The organism is Bradyrhizobium manausense, from assembly GCF_018130615.1.
Classification (GTDB): domain Bacteria; phylum Pseudomonadota; class Alphaproteobacteria; order Rhizobiales; family Xanthobacteraceae; genus Bradyrhizobium; species Bradyrhizobium manausense_A.
The window spans coordinates 12,748-27,274 of record NZ_JAFCKB010000028.1 but is presented as its reverse complement, the minus strand read 5'-3'; the positions used below and the strand labels follow the sequence as shown (position 1 = coordinate 27,274).

Genomic DNA, 14,527 nt, shown 5'->3' with positions numbered 1-14,527 from the left:
GTTTTCTTCAACACTGAATATCCTCCACTGACTAAGTCTGCTTCTTGTTCACCCGCCTCATAATCGAGGCGAGCCGCCCAATCTCATCACCGTCGTGCGCCGCAGCTTTTGGCCCGGGTCTTCGACGGTCGTTTTGGTTTCGCCGGCTGCGCGTCGGACCGCGCCGTCCGCTTCCGCGTCGAGGGCGGTGCTGCGGCGGATTCGGCGCCAAAGTTCTGCGCAAAGCGCTCCTGCGAATGCGCAAGATGATCGCGCATGGCGTCGCGGGCCGCCTTCGGCTGGCGCGCCGCAATGGCATCGCGCACGGCGCGGTGCTCGTCGAGCGCAGTGCGCCACGTCCCCGGATTTTCGAAGTAATGCGCAAGCTGCGCGAAATAGGGATTGAGGCGCTGGTCGAACAGTTCGCCGACCACGCGCACCAGCACGGCATTGCCGAGGCATCCGGCGATCGCGATATGGAAGGCACGGTCATGGACCATCGAGGCTTCGCCGGGGTGCTCGACATTCTCCATCGCGACGAGCGCGGCGTCGATGCGCGCGACGTCGTCCCCGGTCGCCACCCGCGCGGCCTGCTCGGCGATCGCGCTTTCCAGGAATTCGCGGGCGCGCAGCAGCTCGAACGGTCCCTCGATGACGGCGGACGGCGCCGGCGCAGCGTCCGCGGGCTCGGTCACGTAGATGCCTGAACCGACGCGGATGCGGACGCGCCCCTCCACCTCGAGCGCGATCAGGGCTTCGCGCACCGTCGGCCGCGACACCTTGAGCTGATCGGCGAGCTCGCGCTCGGTCGGCAAGCGGCTGCCGACCGCGTACTCGCCGCTGTCGATCAGGCTTCGCAATTGATCGGCGACCTGGCGATAAAGCCGTCTCGCCTCCACAGCTTCCAGCGGCACGCTGGCCTCCCCGAAAGGGTCTCGCCGGGAAGGCTTCCTGCCCGGCGGCCCGCCAATTTTGGAAAATTGGTCTTACCAATTGACCGGAGCATTGACCGAGGACGGCCGCCATGTCAAGCAGCGGCAACGCAGAGGGGAGACGTCCATGCGCCATAATTCGGTGCGCCTTGGGAGCGCCAATCTTGACCGGCTGGCACCTCGCATCCGCCGCCCGTCCTATGACCGCTCGCGCGTCACACCCGGTATCGTGCATCTCGGCCTTGGTGCGTTTCATCGCGCCCATCAGGCCGTCGTCATCGACGATTGCCTTGCCGCGGGCTCCACGTCATCGGCCAGCTCCTGGGGCATCGTCGGCGCGAGCCTGCGCAGCCCGGACACACGCGACGCCCTCGCCCCGCAGGACCATCTCTATACGGTCGCCGTGCGCGCCGCCGAAGGCACCGAGCATCGCGTCATCGGCGCGCTGCTCGACAGCGTCGTCGCACGCGAGAAGCCGGCAGCATTGGTCGAGCGGATGGCCGATCCCGCCATCCGCATCGTCTCGCTTACGGTCACCGAGAAGGGCTATTGCCACACGCCCCAGACCGGCGATCTCGACGAGCGGCATCCTGACGTCGTGCACGACCTGAATAATTTCGATGCGCCGCGGTCGGCGCCCGGCTTCATCGTGGCGGCGCTGGCACGCCGGCGCGCGCTGGGCATTGCGCCTTTCACGGTGTTGTGCTGCGACAATCTCGCCGCCAACGGCCACACCGTGCAGCGGATCGTGACGCAATTTGCCGCGCTCCGCTCAAAAGAGCTGAGCAAGTGGATCGCTGATGCGGCCACCTTCCCCTGCACCATGGTCGATCGCATCGTGCCTGAGACGCTGGAGGCCGACCGCGATGCGGTCGCTGCGGCGCTGGGGATGCGCGACGCCTGGCCGGTGATGACCGAGCCATTCACGCAATGGGTGGTCGAGGATCGCTTTGCCGCGGGCCGGCCCGATCTCGCGGCCGCGGGCGTCGAGCTCGTCAGCGACGTCAAGCCGTTCGAGCTGATGAAGCTGCGGCTGCTCAATGCCAGCCACTCGGCGCTGGCCTATCTTGGCTATCTCGCCGGCTACGAGACCATCGCCGACACCATGCAGGATCCACATTTCGCGCGCCTCGCCGCGCAGGTGATGGAAGAGGCCGCGGTGACGCTGACGATGCCTGCTGGCGCCGATCTCGCCGCCTATCGCGCCTCGCTGCTCAAGCGCTTTGCCAATCCGGCGCTGCATCACCGCACCTGGCAGATCGCGATGGACGGCTCACAGAAGCTGCCGCAACGCCTGCTCGGTGCGATGCAGGATCGCCTCGCCAAAAACCTGCCGATCGCCACGCATGCGCTCGCGGTGGCCGGCTGGATGCGCTACGTCACCGCAACAGACGAGCAAGGCCGCGCCATCGACGTGCGCGATCCCCTCGCCGACGAGCTCGCCAGTCTCGCACGCGAGGCCGGCCCCGTCGCGGAACGGCTCGCGCCCGCATTGCTCGGCGTCGCAAAAGTGTTCGGGCCGTTCGGTGCCGAGCCGCGCCTGCGCGACGCCGTGACTGCGGCGCTCGCCCGTCTCTACAAGGAAGGTGCGCGGCGCGCCGTGGAGACGCTGGTTTCGGCCTGACCACAAACTGGGCAGCCATGCTGCACTGCGTTCAAAGTCGGCCTGAAGTCGCGCTTGATTTTTGCCTGCCATTGGCCCACCCGAGAGGCATGGCAAAGGACAGCAAGGTCATCGCCGCGAACGCGGCTTTTTACGCCGCTTTTTCGTCGGGCGATTTCGACGAAATGAAGCGGATGTGGGCGGATGACGACGCCATTTCCTGCATTCATCCCGGCTGGCCCGCGATCGTCGGCCATGCCACGGTGATCGGAAGCTGGCGCGACATCCTGCAGAATCCAGAGCGTCCGCAGATCGTCTGCGCCGAGCCGCAGGCGATCGTCGACGGCGACAGCGCGCGCGTGCTCTGCATCGAGATCGTCGACGGCACCGCGCTGGCCGCGGCCAACCATTTTCGCCGCGTCGGCGACGGCTGGCGCCTGGTGCACCACCAGTCGAGCCCGATCGCGCAGATTGTCGAGCAGGCCGAGGACGATAGAGCGAGCCACCGGGTGCACTGACCGCGGCCTTCACGCCAGCGTGATCTACTGTGCATGGGGTTGTTTTTCAGTTTTTGTTTTTGAGCCTCCGAGTTCCGACAAATCATCCAGCACTGCCCGTGCCGCGGCGAAGTCGTCATCCCGAAAAAACATGCTGCGGGTAATCAGCACCGGGATGTTCGCCCCGGACGCCGCGATCAGCCCGTTGGCGGAGTCTTCGATCGCGAGGCAGTCGGGCCCGTCCAGCTTCAGCCGCGCCAGGATCTCGAGATAGACGTCCGGCGCCGGCTTCTTGTGCTTCACGTCGTCGCCGGCAACGATCGCGTCAAAGTCACCAGCCCAGTTCGGCCCCAGCGCCCGCGACAGCAGCGCATCGATATTGCCGTGCGAGGTGGTGGTTGCGATCGCGAGCCGCTGGCCCCGCGCCTTCGCGGCAGCCAGCAGCTCCGCCACGCCGGGCCGCAAGGAGCAGCAGCCGGTCTCGACCAACTCGGCATAATGCGCGGTCTTGATGCGGTGAAGCTCGGCGATGTCAGCATCCGACAGGCGCGGCGCAACCCACTGCCGGGTGTGGAAGGCGCGGATGCGCTCCTTGCCGCCGGTCACGCGCAGCAGATCCTTGTAGGCGGCACGGTCCCAATGCCAGTCGAGACCGTGACGGGCGAAGGCGAGGTTGAACGCCCGCCGATGCAGCTCCTCCGTCTCGGCCAAGGTGCCGTCGACATCGAAGATCAGCGCGGCAGCGTTGCGGATCAGCTCTGCCGCATCCGCTGGAGCGATCGCTTCTGCCTGCATCGACGCCTCCCCGTGAAGGGTGACCATCGCCCGAGGCGGGAAGCGAGTAAAATCGCAATATCTTTTGCCCGACCCAAAAATCTCTTATGAGCGGACAACGCGCCGCCGGCGCGAACGGGAACTCCGACCTGCACAGGAGACGCATGCGGCTCTTCATCCTTGGCCTCGGCTATAGCGCCCGGCGTTTCGTCCGCAGGTTTGGCGACCGCTTCTCGCATGTCGCCGGCACGGTGCGCGATCCGGCCAGGCGGGACGATCTTGCCGGCCTCGAGCTGCACGCCTTTTCCGGCGGCCGTCCGGATGACGCGACGGTCGACCGCATCAGCGATGCCGACGTCCTGCTGACTTCGATCCCGCCGGGCAGCACCGGCGATCCCGCGCTCGCGGCGCTCGGCGACGTGCTGGCCGCGGCCCACCGCAAGATCGTCTATCTCTCCACCATCGGCGTCTATGGCGATCACGCCGGCGGATGGGTCGACGAGAGCACGCCGCCGCAGTCCACCCTCGATCGCGCGCGGATGCGGGTCGCGGCCGAGCAGGCCTGGATGGACACGGCCGGTGGCAATGTCGCGATCCTCCGGCTTGCCGGCATCTACGGTCCCGGCCGCAACGCGCTGGTGACGCTGCGCAGCGGAACGGCCCGCCGCATCATCAAGCCCGGCCAGGTCTTCAACCGCATCCATGTCGACGACATCGCGAGCGCGATCATGGCCGCGATCGACCAGCGTGGCGGCGGCACCTGGAATGTCTGCGACGACGAGCCCGCGCCGTCTCAGGACGTGATCACCTATGCCGCGCAGCTCATGGGCACTGCGCCGCCGGACGAAGAAGCGTTCGCGACCGCCGAGATGTCGGCGATGGCGCGCAGCTTCTATTCCAGCAGCGCCCGCGTCTCCAACGCAAGACTGAAGCGTGAGCTCGGCGTTACATTGGCCCACCCGACCTATCGGCACGGCCTCGATGCGCTGTGGCGTGATGGCGAGGCGAAGCTTGTGCCCTGAGACAAAAAAGGCGGCCGATCGGCCGCCCTTTGGAATTTCGTGTCAGCTCAACACGCCGTATTTCCTAAACCAGGCCTGCGCCTGCTTCCAGGCATCTTCCGCGGCGTCCTTGCGGTAGCTGCCGCGGTAGTCGGCATGGAAGCCGTGCGGCGCGTCCGGATAGATCTTGAATTCGGCCGTCTTCTTGTTCTGCTCGAGCGCCGCCTTGAGCTGCTCGACCTGCGCGACAGGAATGCCGGTATCGGCGCCTCCATAGAGGCCGAGCACCGGCGCCTTCATCTCGCCGGCGAGCTGCATCGGGCTCTTCGGCCACAGCGGGTTGGCGGGGTCGACCACCGTGCCGTAGAAGGCAACACCGGCCTTGAGCGCGCCGCCGTGGGCGGCATATTCCCAGACGGTGCGCCCACCGCGGCAGAAGCCGATGATGCCGAACTTCGCGGTGTCACCGCCCTGCGCTCCCGCCCATGCCACCACTGCATCAAGGTCGGACAGCAGCTCGGCGTCCGGCTTGGAATTGACGACCGGCAGCAGATCCTTGACGTCGGTGACCTTGGTGAGATCGACGCCTTTGCGGAAGTAATAATCGGGAGCGATCGCGAATGCGCCGAGCTTGGCCAGGCGCCGCGTCACATCCTTGATGTACTCGTGCAGGCCGAAAACCTCCATCGCCACGATGATCACCGGCGCCTTGGTGTTGCCGGCGGGACGGGCGAAATAAGCTGGCATCTCTTCCGAGCCGACCTTGATCTTGGCATCGCCGGCCTGGAGGCCTTCGGTATCGGTCGCGATGGCCTCAGCACGGACAGGACCTGCCGCAAGCGTGTAGCCGGCGGCCACCGCCGCAGTGGCGCTCATGAATCCGCGACGCGAGACCGGGGCCACTATCGTCAGCCCGACGACGTCGGATGTCATGGTAATTTCAAAGCTCATAGATGTGTCCTTCCTGCTTCCTGGCCCTGATCCTTCAGGCGACGCATTCGCTAACAACTGCCGACGAAACGCAAATCACCAGCGTGCGAGGCTGCCGTATCCGCTTCCGGTCGGGAAGAAGGTACGGCCGATCTGGATCGTGCAGAAGCTGTAGGTGATGAAGTCGTAGAACTCGAGCATGTTGCCGACTGTGGCGGCCAGTGCGGCACACTTGACGCTGAACGCTTCGTCTTGCTCGTTTCGCGCCGACACGCTTGAAGTCCTCGATCCGATGATGGTCGATTTAACCGCGTGGCCGCATTGCGTCGCAACATCCATTAACCGAGAAACGGGGTTCTGCCGGTCCCCGCCGCGCCAGTACGTGTTGCAGATGATGTGCGGCTTCGCGCCGTTCGACACGCTTCGCCGCGACAATCGGGCCCGATCGTGGCCGCATCGACACATCATGTTGCCCAGACACAGCACAGCGCCCGAAAATCGGGTGCGAGCGCGTGCCATTTGACTGAAATTTTCGGATCAGTTGAGCGGTCACATTTACTCGAACTTTCGTTATGACGCTCTAGTTCCACTCCGGAATGTTCCGTCTCCAGAAGGGGAAAGCGTCTTCCAAGCGCGGCAACTGTTTCCGCTTCGAGCGAAGCGAGGTTCGACAGCTTCGTTCCGACCCGCAGCGATTGCGCCCCAAAGGCCCAGTTGAATAAGGCTTTATCCGACCTGGCATCGAAATGAATTTGGCTCGCGAAGCGATTGAATTAATGGGACAGGTGGCGCGGATCCTGTGGTTCGAAGGCACCAAGCACGGCATGCGCGATCGTGAGTGGATGGCGCTGCGATTTCTCTCCCGTGCCAACCGGTTCTCCACAACGCCTTCGGCGCTGGCGAGCTATGTCGGCACCACGCGCGGCACGGCCTCTTTCATCATCGGCGAGCTCGAGCGGCTCGGCTATGTCGAGCGGAAACGCTCCGCCAAGGACAAGCGCTCCGTCATGCTGAGCGTGACGCAGCAAGGCAAGAAGTTTCTAGCACGCGATCCCGTCAATGGCCTGGTCGATGCCATCGCCGTCCTTGATGATGACAGCAAGATCCGCTTTCGCGACACACTGCGACACGTGCTCGATCAGGCGGACGCCGCCGAACAGCGGCATCATACCGACGTCTGCAAGCGATGCATCTTCCTGCGGGAGGATCGCACTGCTTCCGAGAACAAGACCACGGTCGAGTTCACCTGCCGGCTGTTTCGCGCGCCGATCGCGGAAGCCGAAATCGACCTGCTATGCACCAGCTTCGAGCATCACCGCCAATAGAAATGGCTGCCGCTCATTTACGCGCGGAATGAACCACGCCGCCGCTGGTCTCGACGACAAGACGGCCGTTCTCGTTCCTGATCTCCTCGATGCGCCCGAGGCCCGGGACCTGCTGGCCAAGCACGGCCTCGACGACACCGTTCGGCCCTTGAAGGATCGCGATACCCTCATAGGCCTGACGGACCGACCAGCCTTTGATCACCTTTCGCGGTGCCGAGCTGCGTTCGACCGGAGACACTGACCCCGTGGTCTCGGGGGCAGTGACCGAGGCCATCATCGGCATCGCCGGCGAGGACGGCTGCACAGCAGCGGGAGGCGGCGGCTGGACCTGGGCCTGGGCGAGCCTGTCGAGCTTTGCCGTCGAGGACGAGCTCACCCGCTCGATGCGATCCAGATTCTCGGCGAACCGGCCGAAACGATCGCTGGTCGCCTTGCTCGACTGATCGACCGCGGTTCGCAGGCCGTCGAGATTCTCGGAGACGCCGGACAATTGCTTGCGCAACTGGGCGACCGTATCGCGCAGATTCCTGATCTCCGCATTGGCCGCGGCATTGGTCTGGCTCGGCTGCGTAGTGAGATAGGCAATGACGCCGGTGCAGGCGCAAACCACCAGGATGGCGGCAACCGCCAATGTCGCGAGCGGTGCGACCCATGTCGGACGCGGCGGCGGCGGCTTGGCCACGATCACCGCCGGCTTGATCACCACCGGCGCAGGCTTTGGTATCGCCATCTTATCGAGGCGTGCCTTGGCGCGAATGCGCTTCAATCCCTCGAGCGCTGCCTTGGCCGCAACTTCGTCGCTCGCTGCAGACGCGGGCTTGGCAGCTGTCGCAGGCTTGGCCGCGCGCGGCGCATGATTGATCTTCGTATCGCGCGCTTCCGGAGCCGGCTTCGCCGCAACGGCCAAATCCGCAGTTTCAGCGGGTCGCGTTTTTCCATCGGACAACATTTGAGAATGCTCCGTTCGTTTTCGATCTGTCGAACGAAGCTAATTGGCGAAGCTTGCCTGAAACGTGCGCATCAAAAATTCCATTCGTCACAAGCAATGCGACATCGAATGATGTCCAACGCGTCATACACGAGGCAAAAGTGCGACTCGAAAGACACACACTCGCCAAGATTTCGCCAAGCTGGAGTCTCGCCGCGATATATGAGTCGAGTTGTCGCACGCGAGTGCGCAGCAAAGAGAGTCAATCCGGGGTTGAAAACCCCTCACTGCGGCGGCCCGGCAGCACTACCCAAAATAGCTGTATTTGTACGGGTATCCGGAACTTTGTAACCGTCAGGGTGCAGAACTAGTTCGAATTCCAAATCAACTGATGTGCACCGACATACAAAGAAACAACCGGAAACAAACCAACAGCATCAAACACACGTAGCAAACGCTTTGTTTCGCACGCTTGATCGGAAATCGGCAATTGTTACGGTCGACATCAAGTGATTCTCGCCCGTTGGCGAGGAGATCGACTGAGTTCAGTAGTGTTCGAGCGCAACGAGCAACGTGACGCAACTGTACCAGGTCGTTTTCTCAATCCGCCCCGCAAGGTGATACGTAGGACATCCGCCGGGCTTCACGCAGTAAGCGTTCAGTATCGAGTCGAAGTAACAGGCCTGCTCACGCAGGCACTGAATGCGTAGGGCTGCCCGCGAATATCGAAACCATAACAACGGTTCGCGGGAGGGAAATATCGTCAAACAGCATGGCTGACGAGCCGGGGCATCACAATAAACCTCCCGGCCGCTGCAAGTGCGAAACAGGGGCGACTGACTGATGTATATTATCGTTGATGATCGCGAGAGCGTCACGAACAGCTACGTAGGAGGGCTCGTTCGCGAAGGCGTATCGTCGATCGGCTTCTCCTCCGGAGAATTCTGGGACTGGCTGCAATCCGCGAACGAATCGGACCTAGCAGCCGTTGATGCCTTTCTTCTGGGGGACTGCGATGCCCGCGGAAGCCTGCCACGGGCGATGCGCAAGCGATCCGCGGCTCCGATCATCGCGATGAGCGGCCAGAAGATGCTCAAGAACACGTTGGAGCTGTTCGAGGCGGGCGTCGACGACGTCGTGCACGTGCCGATTCACCTGCGTGAGATCCTCGCCCGGACGGCCGCGATCGCACGCCGCCGGGTGGGCGAACTGCCAAGGCCCTGCGAGACCAGGATCCAGGTCTTCTTCAACGGACGTGATCCCGAGATCGCAGGGCACGCCCTCACCCTACCCCGCCGCGAGCTGCGCATTCTCGAATATATGGTCAGCAATCACGGCAAGTGGGTCACCAAGACGCAGATCTTCAATGCCGTCTACGGTATCTTCGAATCCACGTTCGACGAGAGCGTGATCGAGAGCCACGTCAGCAAGCTGCGCAAGAAGCTCCGTGACCGCCTCGGTTTCGACGCCATCGTGGCGCGGCGGTACGTCGGGTACCGGCTCAATATCCCGGCCAACGAGGCCATCGACGAGTCGATGCAGGATCTCGACGAGGTCGGCATCCTGTTGAACCGGGCTCATGCCGTTCCGGCGGCGCACCCGGCCGGCAACTGACGCGCTACAGAGCCGCTCGCAAACGACCACCGGCCTCTGCGGGGAGATCCCACCGAGGCCGGTTTGTTTTTCGTGGGCAGAAACGCGGTTAACGCCGGCCGAGCTTCGCGACCCGGCGTGTCACGGCTTCTGCTGGAATTCTTCCTTGGAGACGTAATTGAAGTCCTCGACCAGAACATCCTGGACGATGTCGGCCTGCATCCGCTCATTGACGCGCTGCTTGATCGCCGCGGTGAGGACTGAAAGATCGTACCGGGCGAGCTTCCTGAAATCGAGCTTGTCGTCGGCATAGACTCTGCGGAAGGCCTCATCGACGACGAATGGTTCCGGAGGAACGGTGAGCTGGTGCATGGTCTTGGCCTCCACGGTGTAGACGAAGCGCGCGACGATGTAGCCTTGCACGGCACCGCTCTCGACCATGGGCACGCTCAGCGCCCGCGTCTTCTGATATTGCAGCCCGTCGAGATATTCGTCCTTTGCGGGCAGCAGGCTGCCGTTTTCCTTCCAATAGGCCACGCCATAGCTCGTGCCCGCAGTGAGGATGCATACCCAGAGCCCGGCCAGCACGAGTTTGATCATTTTCCGTCCCGCGCTGCGCGACCGGTATAGGTGCCGTCGGACTCGGCCTCTTTGATCGCCCTGACGATGATGGTGGCGACCTCACGCACGGCGTCGTAGTGCATCTCGAGGAGGGAGCGGTTCCGCTCCAGTTTCTCGCGCAGCCGCTGAATCTCCTCGGTGATTTCGGTCTCGCCGCCGAGATGCATCCGTGCCCGCATCAGGCGGACGAATTCCAGCATGCTCCGGCTCTTCCGGGCGCTGAAGTCGTCGAAATCGACCTTCTGTCCGGTCGCGAGTGCGGTGGTCTCCTCCTCGACGATGTTCTCGAGCCGGCGAATAGCGGCCAGCAGGCCACCGACCTCCTCCGACCGCGTCGCCTCCAACCTTGCCGCTTCCGCGTCGTCAGAAATCATGCCGCTACCGATATCGGGCAGGAGCGCGGGCAACAGAGCATCGCCCGGCGCGACCTCCGTCATTCCCTCGGTGTCCACGACCGGCTGCTCCATCACCGGAGCCGTCGCGCTCTGTTCTACCTGCATAGCAAATTCCCCCCTCAACGTTCGTCACCCATTTCCCAGATCCATCACCCGGCCTTGCCCGTCGCATCCGGAGCCGCCGGATGGGCCGATGCGAGCTGCTTGGCAATTCCGATCCCCTTGCCCTTCGCGAGCTGGGCGCCGAGCTGCTCGGCCAGCATCGATTTCCAGATGCCGCCGGCGGTGCCCTTGCCGAACACCTCTTCCGACTCCTTCGGCAGCATCGTCTCGACGAAGGTCTGGAGGATGAACGCCTCGAACTTGCGATAGACCTCGTCCGGGCCCGGCTTCTTGATCACCTGCACCGGCTGCCCGTTCACCGCGCCAGATTGCGCCTCGGCCATGCTTGCGGCGGATTGGTCAGCCGCCTTGCTGGCCGCTGCGTCCATCGACGCGGCGAAATCGACGTCCGACGATTTCAGCGCGTCGAGCTTCGCGGTCGCTGCGCGTTGCGCCACAGGATCGGCGGCGTCGAGGACGTCGAGAACGAGGTCGGATGTCGCTGTCACGATCATGGCTTGTCCCGGCTGGCTGGCCGCGGCGTCAAGTCGCGCACGGTGGCATGTGTGTCCGTCATGTCCTCGAGCGATCGCTTCTCGGCCTCGCGCAGCTTGTCGGCCAATGCCGCCTTGGCGACCTCCTCGAGCTGCTTGACGCGCCGATTCTCCGAGCGAACCTTGTCGAGCTGCATTGAAGCGCGCTCCTGCACGGCGCGCTCGCCGACGCTCGTCCTGTTGAGGCGCCGCGCGATCGAGTCGCTGGACGATCCCGCCGGCGGCTTGCCCCCATTTAGGGTTCCAACCAACCACGCCTGCTCGTCCTGCATGGCCTGCTCCTGCTGCCGCAATTGCGCGAGCTGCCATTCGGACAGCCGGAGCTGAAGCTTCACCAGCGAGACGATTCGACCGACCTTGTCCGCGCGGGATGTCATTGCCGTCACCCCGCCAGCCATGACGACAGACCGAGCATGAACTGCGTCAGCAACTCGTCGCTGGTAAGGTAGAGCAGCAGGAAGCCGCCGAACAGGACGAACGGCACCGAAACGAAATAGACCGGAATCGCCGGCGTCAGCTTGTTGATGAGACCGACCGAGAAATTGACGACGATGGAATAGACGATGAAGGGACTGGTGATGCGCAGCGTCAGCACGAATGCGTCCGTGAGGCGACTCACGAGCTGGTTCAGCGCCATCTCGCCGCTCAACTTCTCGCCGGGGTACCAGACGTCGTAGGAGTTCATCAAACCGCGCAGGACCTGCCAGTGCTGGTCGGTCAGGAAGAATAACGTCGTGACGGCGGCCATGACCAGCGGCACGACGGGCGGCGCCGGATCTGTGTCACCGACCGGTGTGCCCGGGATGCTGCTGAGCCCGATCGCGCTCGCCATCACGGCGAGCATGGTCTGGAGCGCGAGGAAGAACACGCGTCCACCAAGGCCGATGACGCAGCCGACCAGCAGCTCCGTGCCAATCAGGAGCGCCAGCGTCAGCGGCGACGCATCGTCCACGAGCGGCTTCAGGATCGAGAGCAGGATCGGCGTCAGCGCGAACGTCGTGACCAGTGCGACGAACAGACGTATCTGCGGTGGAACGTTCACGCTGGAGTAGCCGGGCACCAGCATCAGGCACGCGCCGATACGGCAGAACACGATGAACGTGGCGAGCACGTTGTCGGCAAGGCCGTTGATCACGAGATGGCTCCGAGCGCCCGAATCTCGGCACTGCGAGAGACCTCGACATGCGACAGGATGGGCAATGTCGGGAACACCCGTTCCAGGATCATGCGGACATAGGGCCGCGCTTCCGGGGTCACCGCCAGCACTACGCTGGTGCCGTCCTCGGTGAATTTCCGGATCGCGGCGCTCGCTTCGGTCGCGAACTGCTCGATCAGCCGCGGGTCGGCGTCGAACTCGACGACGTCACCCTTGCCGTCGCGCTTCAGGCTCTGGTGGAAGGCCAGATCCCAACGGTTGCCGAGACGAAGGACATTGAGGACGCCGTTGTCGGAGAGGTCACCGCAGATCTGCTGGGCCAGGCGCATCCGCACATGCTCGGCGACCTGCTCGGAGCGCCGCACATGGGGAGCGATCTCGGCAATCGCTTCCAGGATCAGATGAAGGTTGCGGATCGACACCCGCTCACCCAGCAGGATCTTCAGGATTGCCAGCAGACCGGAATAGGAGATCTGTGACGGGCAGAGATCGTCGACCAGGCGCTTGTATTCAGGCTCGAGCCGGTCAAGTAGTCCGCGCATGTCCTTGTAGGAGAGAAGCTGCGAGAGATTGGCCCTGAGCACTTCGCTCAGATGCGTGAGCAGGACCGATAGATTGTCGACCGGCTTGCAGCCTTGCCGCTTGACCTCCTCGGTGAAGGCCTCCGTCACCCACAGCGCCTTCATGCCGAAGGCGGGCTCGATCACCTCGTCACCGGGCACGTCGGGCTTGCCGTCCTTGTCCACCAGCACCATGATCTCGCCGATCCTCAGTTCGCCATGGGCGACGCGAGTATCGTGGATCCGGATCTGATATCCCTTGGGATCGATCGACAGATTGTCCGACAGCTTGATCTCGGGAACGACGAAGCCGTACTGCTTGGCGAACTTCTTGCGGATCTTGCTGACGCGGTGCGCAAGCTCGTTACGCGATCCGAGCAGGTGGACCGAGAGATGGCTGCCGAGCGACAGCTCGATCTCGGCCGTCTTGAGCGACTCCTTGACGGATTCCTTGGCCTCGCTCTGCGCCCGCTCTTCCGCCTTGCGTGCGTCTTCCTTCTGCTTCGCGGCCGCCTGGCGCTTCGGCAGCGAATAACCGACGAAGGCCATGACCCCGCCGAGCAGCACGAACGGCGGCATTGGCAGCCCCGGCATCAAGGCGAGGACGAACATCATCAAGGAGGCCGCCGACACTGCGCGCGGATAGCCGCCGAGTTGCCGCAGCACCGCCTGCTCGGCCGAGCCCCTGGTGCCGCCCTTGGACACCAGAAGACCTGCGGACAGCGACACGATCAGCGCCGGCATCTGCGTGACCAGACCGTCGCCGACGGAGAGTTTTGTGTAGACGTCGGCGGCGCGCGACAGGGTCAGACCGTGATGGGTGACGCCGATGATGATGCCGCCGAAGATGTTGATAGCCGTAATGATCAGGCCGGCGATGGCATCGCCGCGCACGAATTTCGAGGCACCGTCCATCGCGCCGAAGAAGGAGCTCTCCTCTTCGAGCTCGCGGCGCCGGCGTTGGGCTTCCTTGTCGTCGATCAGGCCCGCAGAGAGGTCCGCGTCGATCGCCATCTGCTTGCCGGGGATGGCATCCAGGGTGAAGCGGGCGCCGACTTCGGCGATACGCGTTGCGCCCTTGGTGATCACGACGAAATTCACCGTGACCAGGATCGCGAAGATGATCAGGCCGATGACGAAGTCGCCGCCCATGACAAACTTGGAGAAACCGGCGACAACGTGGCCGGCAGCGGTCTCGCCCTCCCCGCCGCGCGACAGGATCAGGCGGGTGGTCGCGACGTTGAGTGCGAGCCGCAGGATCGTTGCGATCAGGAGCACGGTCGGGAATGCGGAAAAATCGAGCGGTCGCTGGATCCACAACGCGACCATCAGGATCAAGGCAGCCAGCGCGATCGAAAAAGCGAGGCCGAGATCGATCAGGATCGGAGGAATCGGCAGGAACAAGATCGTGAGCATGGTCACGATACCGCCCGCGAAGAAGGCATCCGCGCCGAAGCGTCGCGGGTTCGGCAGGCTAGCAGCTAACGTATCGGCCATGGGTCACCGGCAGCAGGGTCCGCCCCGCAATTTGCCCCGCAAAGCTTACGCGAGGGTGGTGGCCGGGCCTGGCCCTTCGG

The 14,527-nt window shown here is 63.8% G+C and carries 15 protein-coding genes and 1 pseudogene; 5 read left to right on the top strand and 11 right to left on the bottom strand.

What is annotated here, in order from left to right:
• Positions 1–86: 86 nt before the first annotated feature.
• Positions 87–893: a FadR/GntR family transcriptional regulator gene (locus JQ587_RS33870; RefSeq protein ID WP_212428235.1), complete on the bottom strand. Its 807-nt coding sequence runs from the start codon at positions 891–893 to the stop codon at positions 87–89.
• Between the two features lie 145 nt (positions 894–1,038).
• Here JQ587_RS33870 and JQ587_RS33865 point away from each other — a divergent pair, with 145 nt between their 5' ends.
• Positions 1,039–2,535 carry a mannitol dehydrogenase family protein gene (locus JQ587_RS33865; protein WP_212428234.1) on the top strand — a complete coding sequence of 499 codons (1,497 nt, stop codon included), beginning with the start codon at positions 1,039–1,041 and terminating at the stop codon, positions 2,533–2,535.
• A gap of 89 nt (positions 2,536–2,624) precedes the next feature.
• The gene (locus tag JQ587_RS33860; RefSeq protein WP_200474290.1) at positions 2,625–3,032 is read left to right on the top strand and encodes a nuclear transport factor 2 family protein; all 408 of its coding nucleotides are present in this window, start codon (positions 2,625–2,627) and stop codon (positions 3,030–3,032) included.
• Between the two features lie 24 nt (positions 3,033–3,056).
• Here JQ587_RS33860 and JQ587_RS33855 read toward each other — a convergent pair whose 3' ends face one another.
• Complete coding sequence (locus JQ587_RS33855) at positions 3,057–3,806, bottom strand: HAD family hydrolase (protein WP_212428233.1); 750 nt, start codon at positions 3,804–3,806, stop codon at positions 3,057–3,059.
• Between the two features lie 143 nt (positions 3,807–3,949).
• Here JQ587_RS33855 and JQ587_RS33850 point away from each other — a divergent pair, with 143 nt between their 5' ends.
• Positions 3,950–4,807, top strand: coding sequence for an SDR family oxidoreductase (locus JQ587_RS33850; RefSeq protein ID WP_212428232.1), 858 nt, complete (start codon positions 3,950–3,952; stop codon positions 4,805–4,807).
• Positions 4,808–4,849: 42 nt separating this feature from the next.
• On the opposite strand, the gene JQ587_RS33845 is transcribed toward JQ587_RS33850, so the two are convergent.
• Together JQ587_RS33845 and JQ587_RS33840 are read right to left on the bottom strand one after the other, a co-directional pair.
• Entirely contained in the window at positions 4,850–5,737 is an 888-nt protein-coding gene (locus JQ587_RS33845; RefSeq protein ID WP_212428231.1) for a dienelactone hydrolase family protein, read from the bottom strand.
• 87 nt (positions 5,738–5,824) lie between these two features.
• Positions 5,825–5,989, bottom strand: a pseudogene (locus tag JQ587_RS33840) (MFS transporter); the annotation flags it as partial.
• A 473-nt stretch (positions 5,990–6,462) separates the two neighbouring features.
• On the opposite strand from JQ587_RS33840, the gene JQ587_RS33835 reads away from it, so the two are divergent.
• Complete coding sequence (locus JQ587_RS33835; RefSeq protein WP_212428230.1) at positions 6,463–7,041, top strand: MarR family winged helix-turn-helix transcriptional regulator; 579 nt, start codon at positions 6,463–6,465, stop codon at positions 7,039–7,041.
• A 13-nt stretch (positions 7,042–7,054) separates the two neighbouring features.
• On the opposite strand, the gene JQ587_RS33830 is transcribed toward JQ587_RS33835, so the two are convergent.
• A complete protein-coding gene (locus tag JQ587_RS33830; protein WP_212428229.1) occupies positions 7,055–7,990 on the bottom strand; it encodes a hypothetical protein in 936 nt (311 codons plus the stop codon).
• Between the two features lie 822 nt (positions 7,991–8,812).
• Between JQ587_RS33830 and JQ587_RS33825 the strand changes: the two genes are divergently transcribed.
• Positions 8,813–9,583, top strand: coding sequence for a response regulator transcription factor (locus tag JQ587_RS33825; RefSeq protein ID WP_212299153.1), 771 nt, complete (start codon positions 8,813–8,815; stop codon positions 9,581–9,583).
• A gap of 120 nt (positions 9,584–9,703) precedes the next feature.
• On the opposite strand, the gene JQ587_RS33820 is transcribed toward JQ587_RS33825, so the two are convergent.
• From JQ587_RS33820 to flhA, 6 genes are read right to left on the bottom strand one after another with little or no spacing between them, the layout of a single operon-like run.
• Positions 9,704–10,162 (bottom strand): hypothetical protein, encoded by a 459-nt coding sequence (locus JQ587_RS33820; protein WP_212428228.1) that lies wholly within the window; start codon positions 10,160–10,162, stop codon positions 9,704–9,706.
• Positions 10,159–10,683 (bottom strand): flagellar biosynthesis protein FlgN, encoded by a 525-nt coding sequence (locus JQ587_RS33815; RefSeq protein ID WP_212428227.1) that lies wholly within the window; start codon positions 10,681–10,683, stop codon positions 10,159–10,161. The genes JQ587_RS33820 and JQ587_RS33815 overlap by 4 nt, the downstream gene beginning before the upstream one ends.
• Before the next feature lie 44 nt (positions 10,684–10,727).
• On the bottom strand, positions 10,728–11,195 hold the full coding sequence (locus JQ587_RS33810) for a rod-binding protein (protein ID WP_212428226.1): 468 nt from the start codon (positions 11,193–11,195) through the stop codon (positions 10,728–10,730).
• Positions 11,192–11,611 (bottom strand): hypothetical protein, encoded by a 420-nt coding sequence (locus tag JQ587_RS33805; protein WP_212428225.1) that lies wholly within the window; start codon positions 11,609–11,611, stop codon positions 11,192–11,194. Before JQ587_RS33805 ends, JQ587_RS33810 begins: the two co-directional genes overlap by 4 nt.
• Positions 11,612–11,616: 5 nt before the next feature.
• Complete coding sequence (gene fliR, locus JQ587_RS33800) at positions 11,617–12,369, bottom strand: flagellar biosynthesis protein FliR (protein ID WP_212428224.1); 753 nt, start codon at positions 12,367–12,369, stop codon at positions 11,617–11,619.
• Positions 12,366–14,447 (bottom strand): flagellar biosynthesis protein FlhA, encoded by a 2,082-nt coding sequence (gene flhA / locus JQ587_RS33795; protein WP_212428223.1) that lies wholly within the window; start codon positions 14,445–14,447, stop codon positions 12,366–12,368. The genes fliR and flhA overlap by 4 nt, the downstream gene beginning before the upstream one ends.
• Positions 14,448–14,527 lie beyond the last annotated feature (80 nt).

Coding starts and splice junctions, on each gene's coding strand:
- JQ587_RS33825 (WP_212299153.1), top strand. CDS start 8,813: ATGTATATTATCGTTGATGATCGCGAGAGCGTCACGAACAGCTACGTA.
- JQ587_RS33865 (WP_212428234.1), top strand. CDS start 1,039: ATGCGCCATAATTCGGTGCGCCTTGGGAGCGCCAATCTTGACCGGCTG.
- JQ587_RS33850 (WP_212428232.1), top strand. CDS start 3,950: ATGCGGCTCTTCATCCTTGGCCTCGGCTATAGCGCCCGGCGTTTCGTC.
- JQ587_RS33820 (WP_212428228.1), bottom strand. CDS start 10,162: ATGATCAAACTCGTGCTGGCCGGGCTCTGGGTATGCATCCTCACTGCG.
- JQ587_RS33810 (WP_212428226.1), bottom strand. CDS start 11,195: ATGATCGTGACAGCGACATCCGACCTCGTTCTCGACGTCCTCGACGCC.
- flhA (WP_212428223.1), bottom strand. CDS start 14,447: ATGGCCGATACGTTAGCTGCTAGCCTGCCGAACCCGCGACGCTTCGGC.
- JQ587_RS33835 (WP_212428230.1), top strand. CDS start 6,463: ATGAATTTGGCTCGCGAAGCGATTGAATTAATGGGACAGGTGGCGCGG.
- JQ587_RS33830 (WP_212428229.1), bottom strand. CDS start 7,990: ATGTTGTCCGATGGAAAAACGCGACCCGCTGAAACTGCGGATTTGGCC.
- JQ587_RS33805 (WP_212428225.1), bottom strand. CDS start 11,611: ATGACATCCCGCGCGGACAAGGTCGGTCGAATCGTCTCGCTGGTGAAG.
- JQ587_RS33815 (WP_212428227.1), bottom strand. CDS start 10,683: ATGCAGGTAGAACAGAGCGCGACGGCTCCGGTGATGGAGCAGCCGGTC.
- JQ587_RS33845 (WP_212428231.1), bottom strand. CDS start 5,737: ATGAGCTTTGAAATTACCATGACATCCGACGTCGTCGGGCTGACGATA.
- JQ587_RS33855 (WP_212428233.1), bottom strand. CDS start 3,806: ATGCAGGCAGAAGCGATCGCTCCAGCGGATGCGGCAGAGCTGATCCGC.
- JQ587_RS33860 (WP_200474290.1), top strand. CDS start 2,625: ATGGCAAAGGACAGCAAGGTCATCGCCGCGAACGCGGCTTTTTACGCC.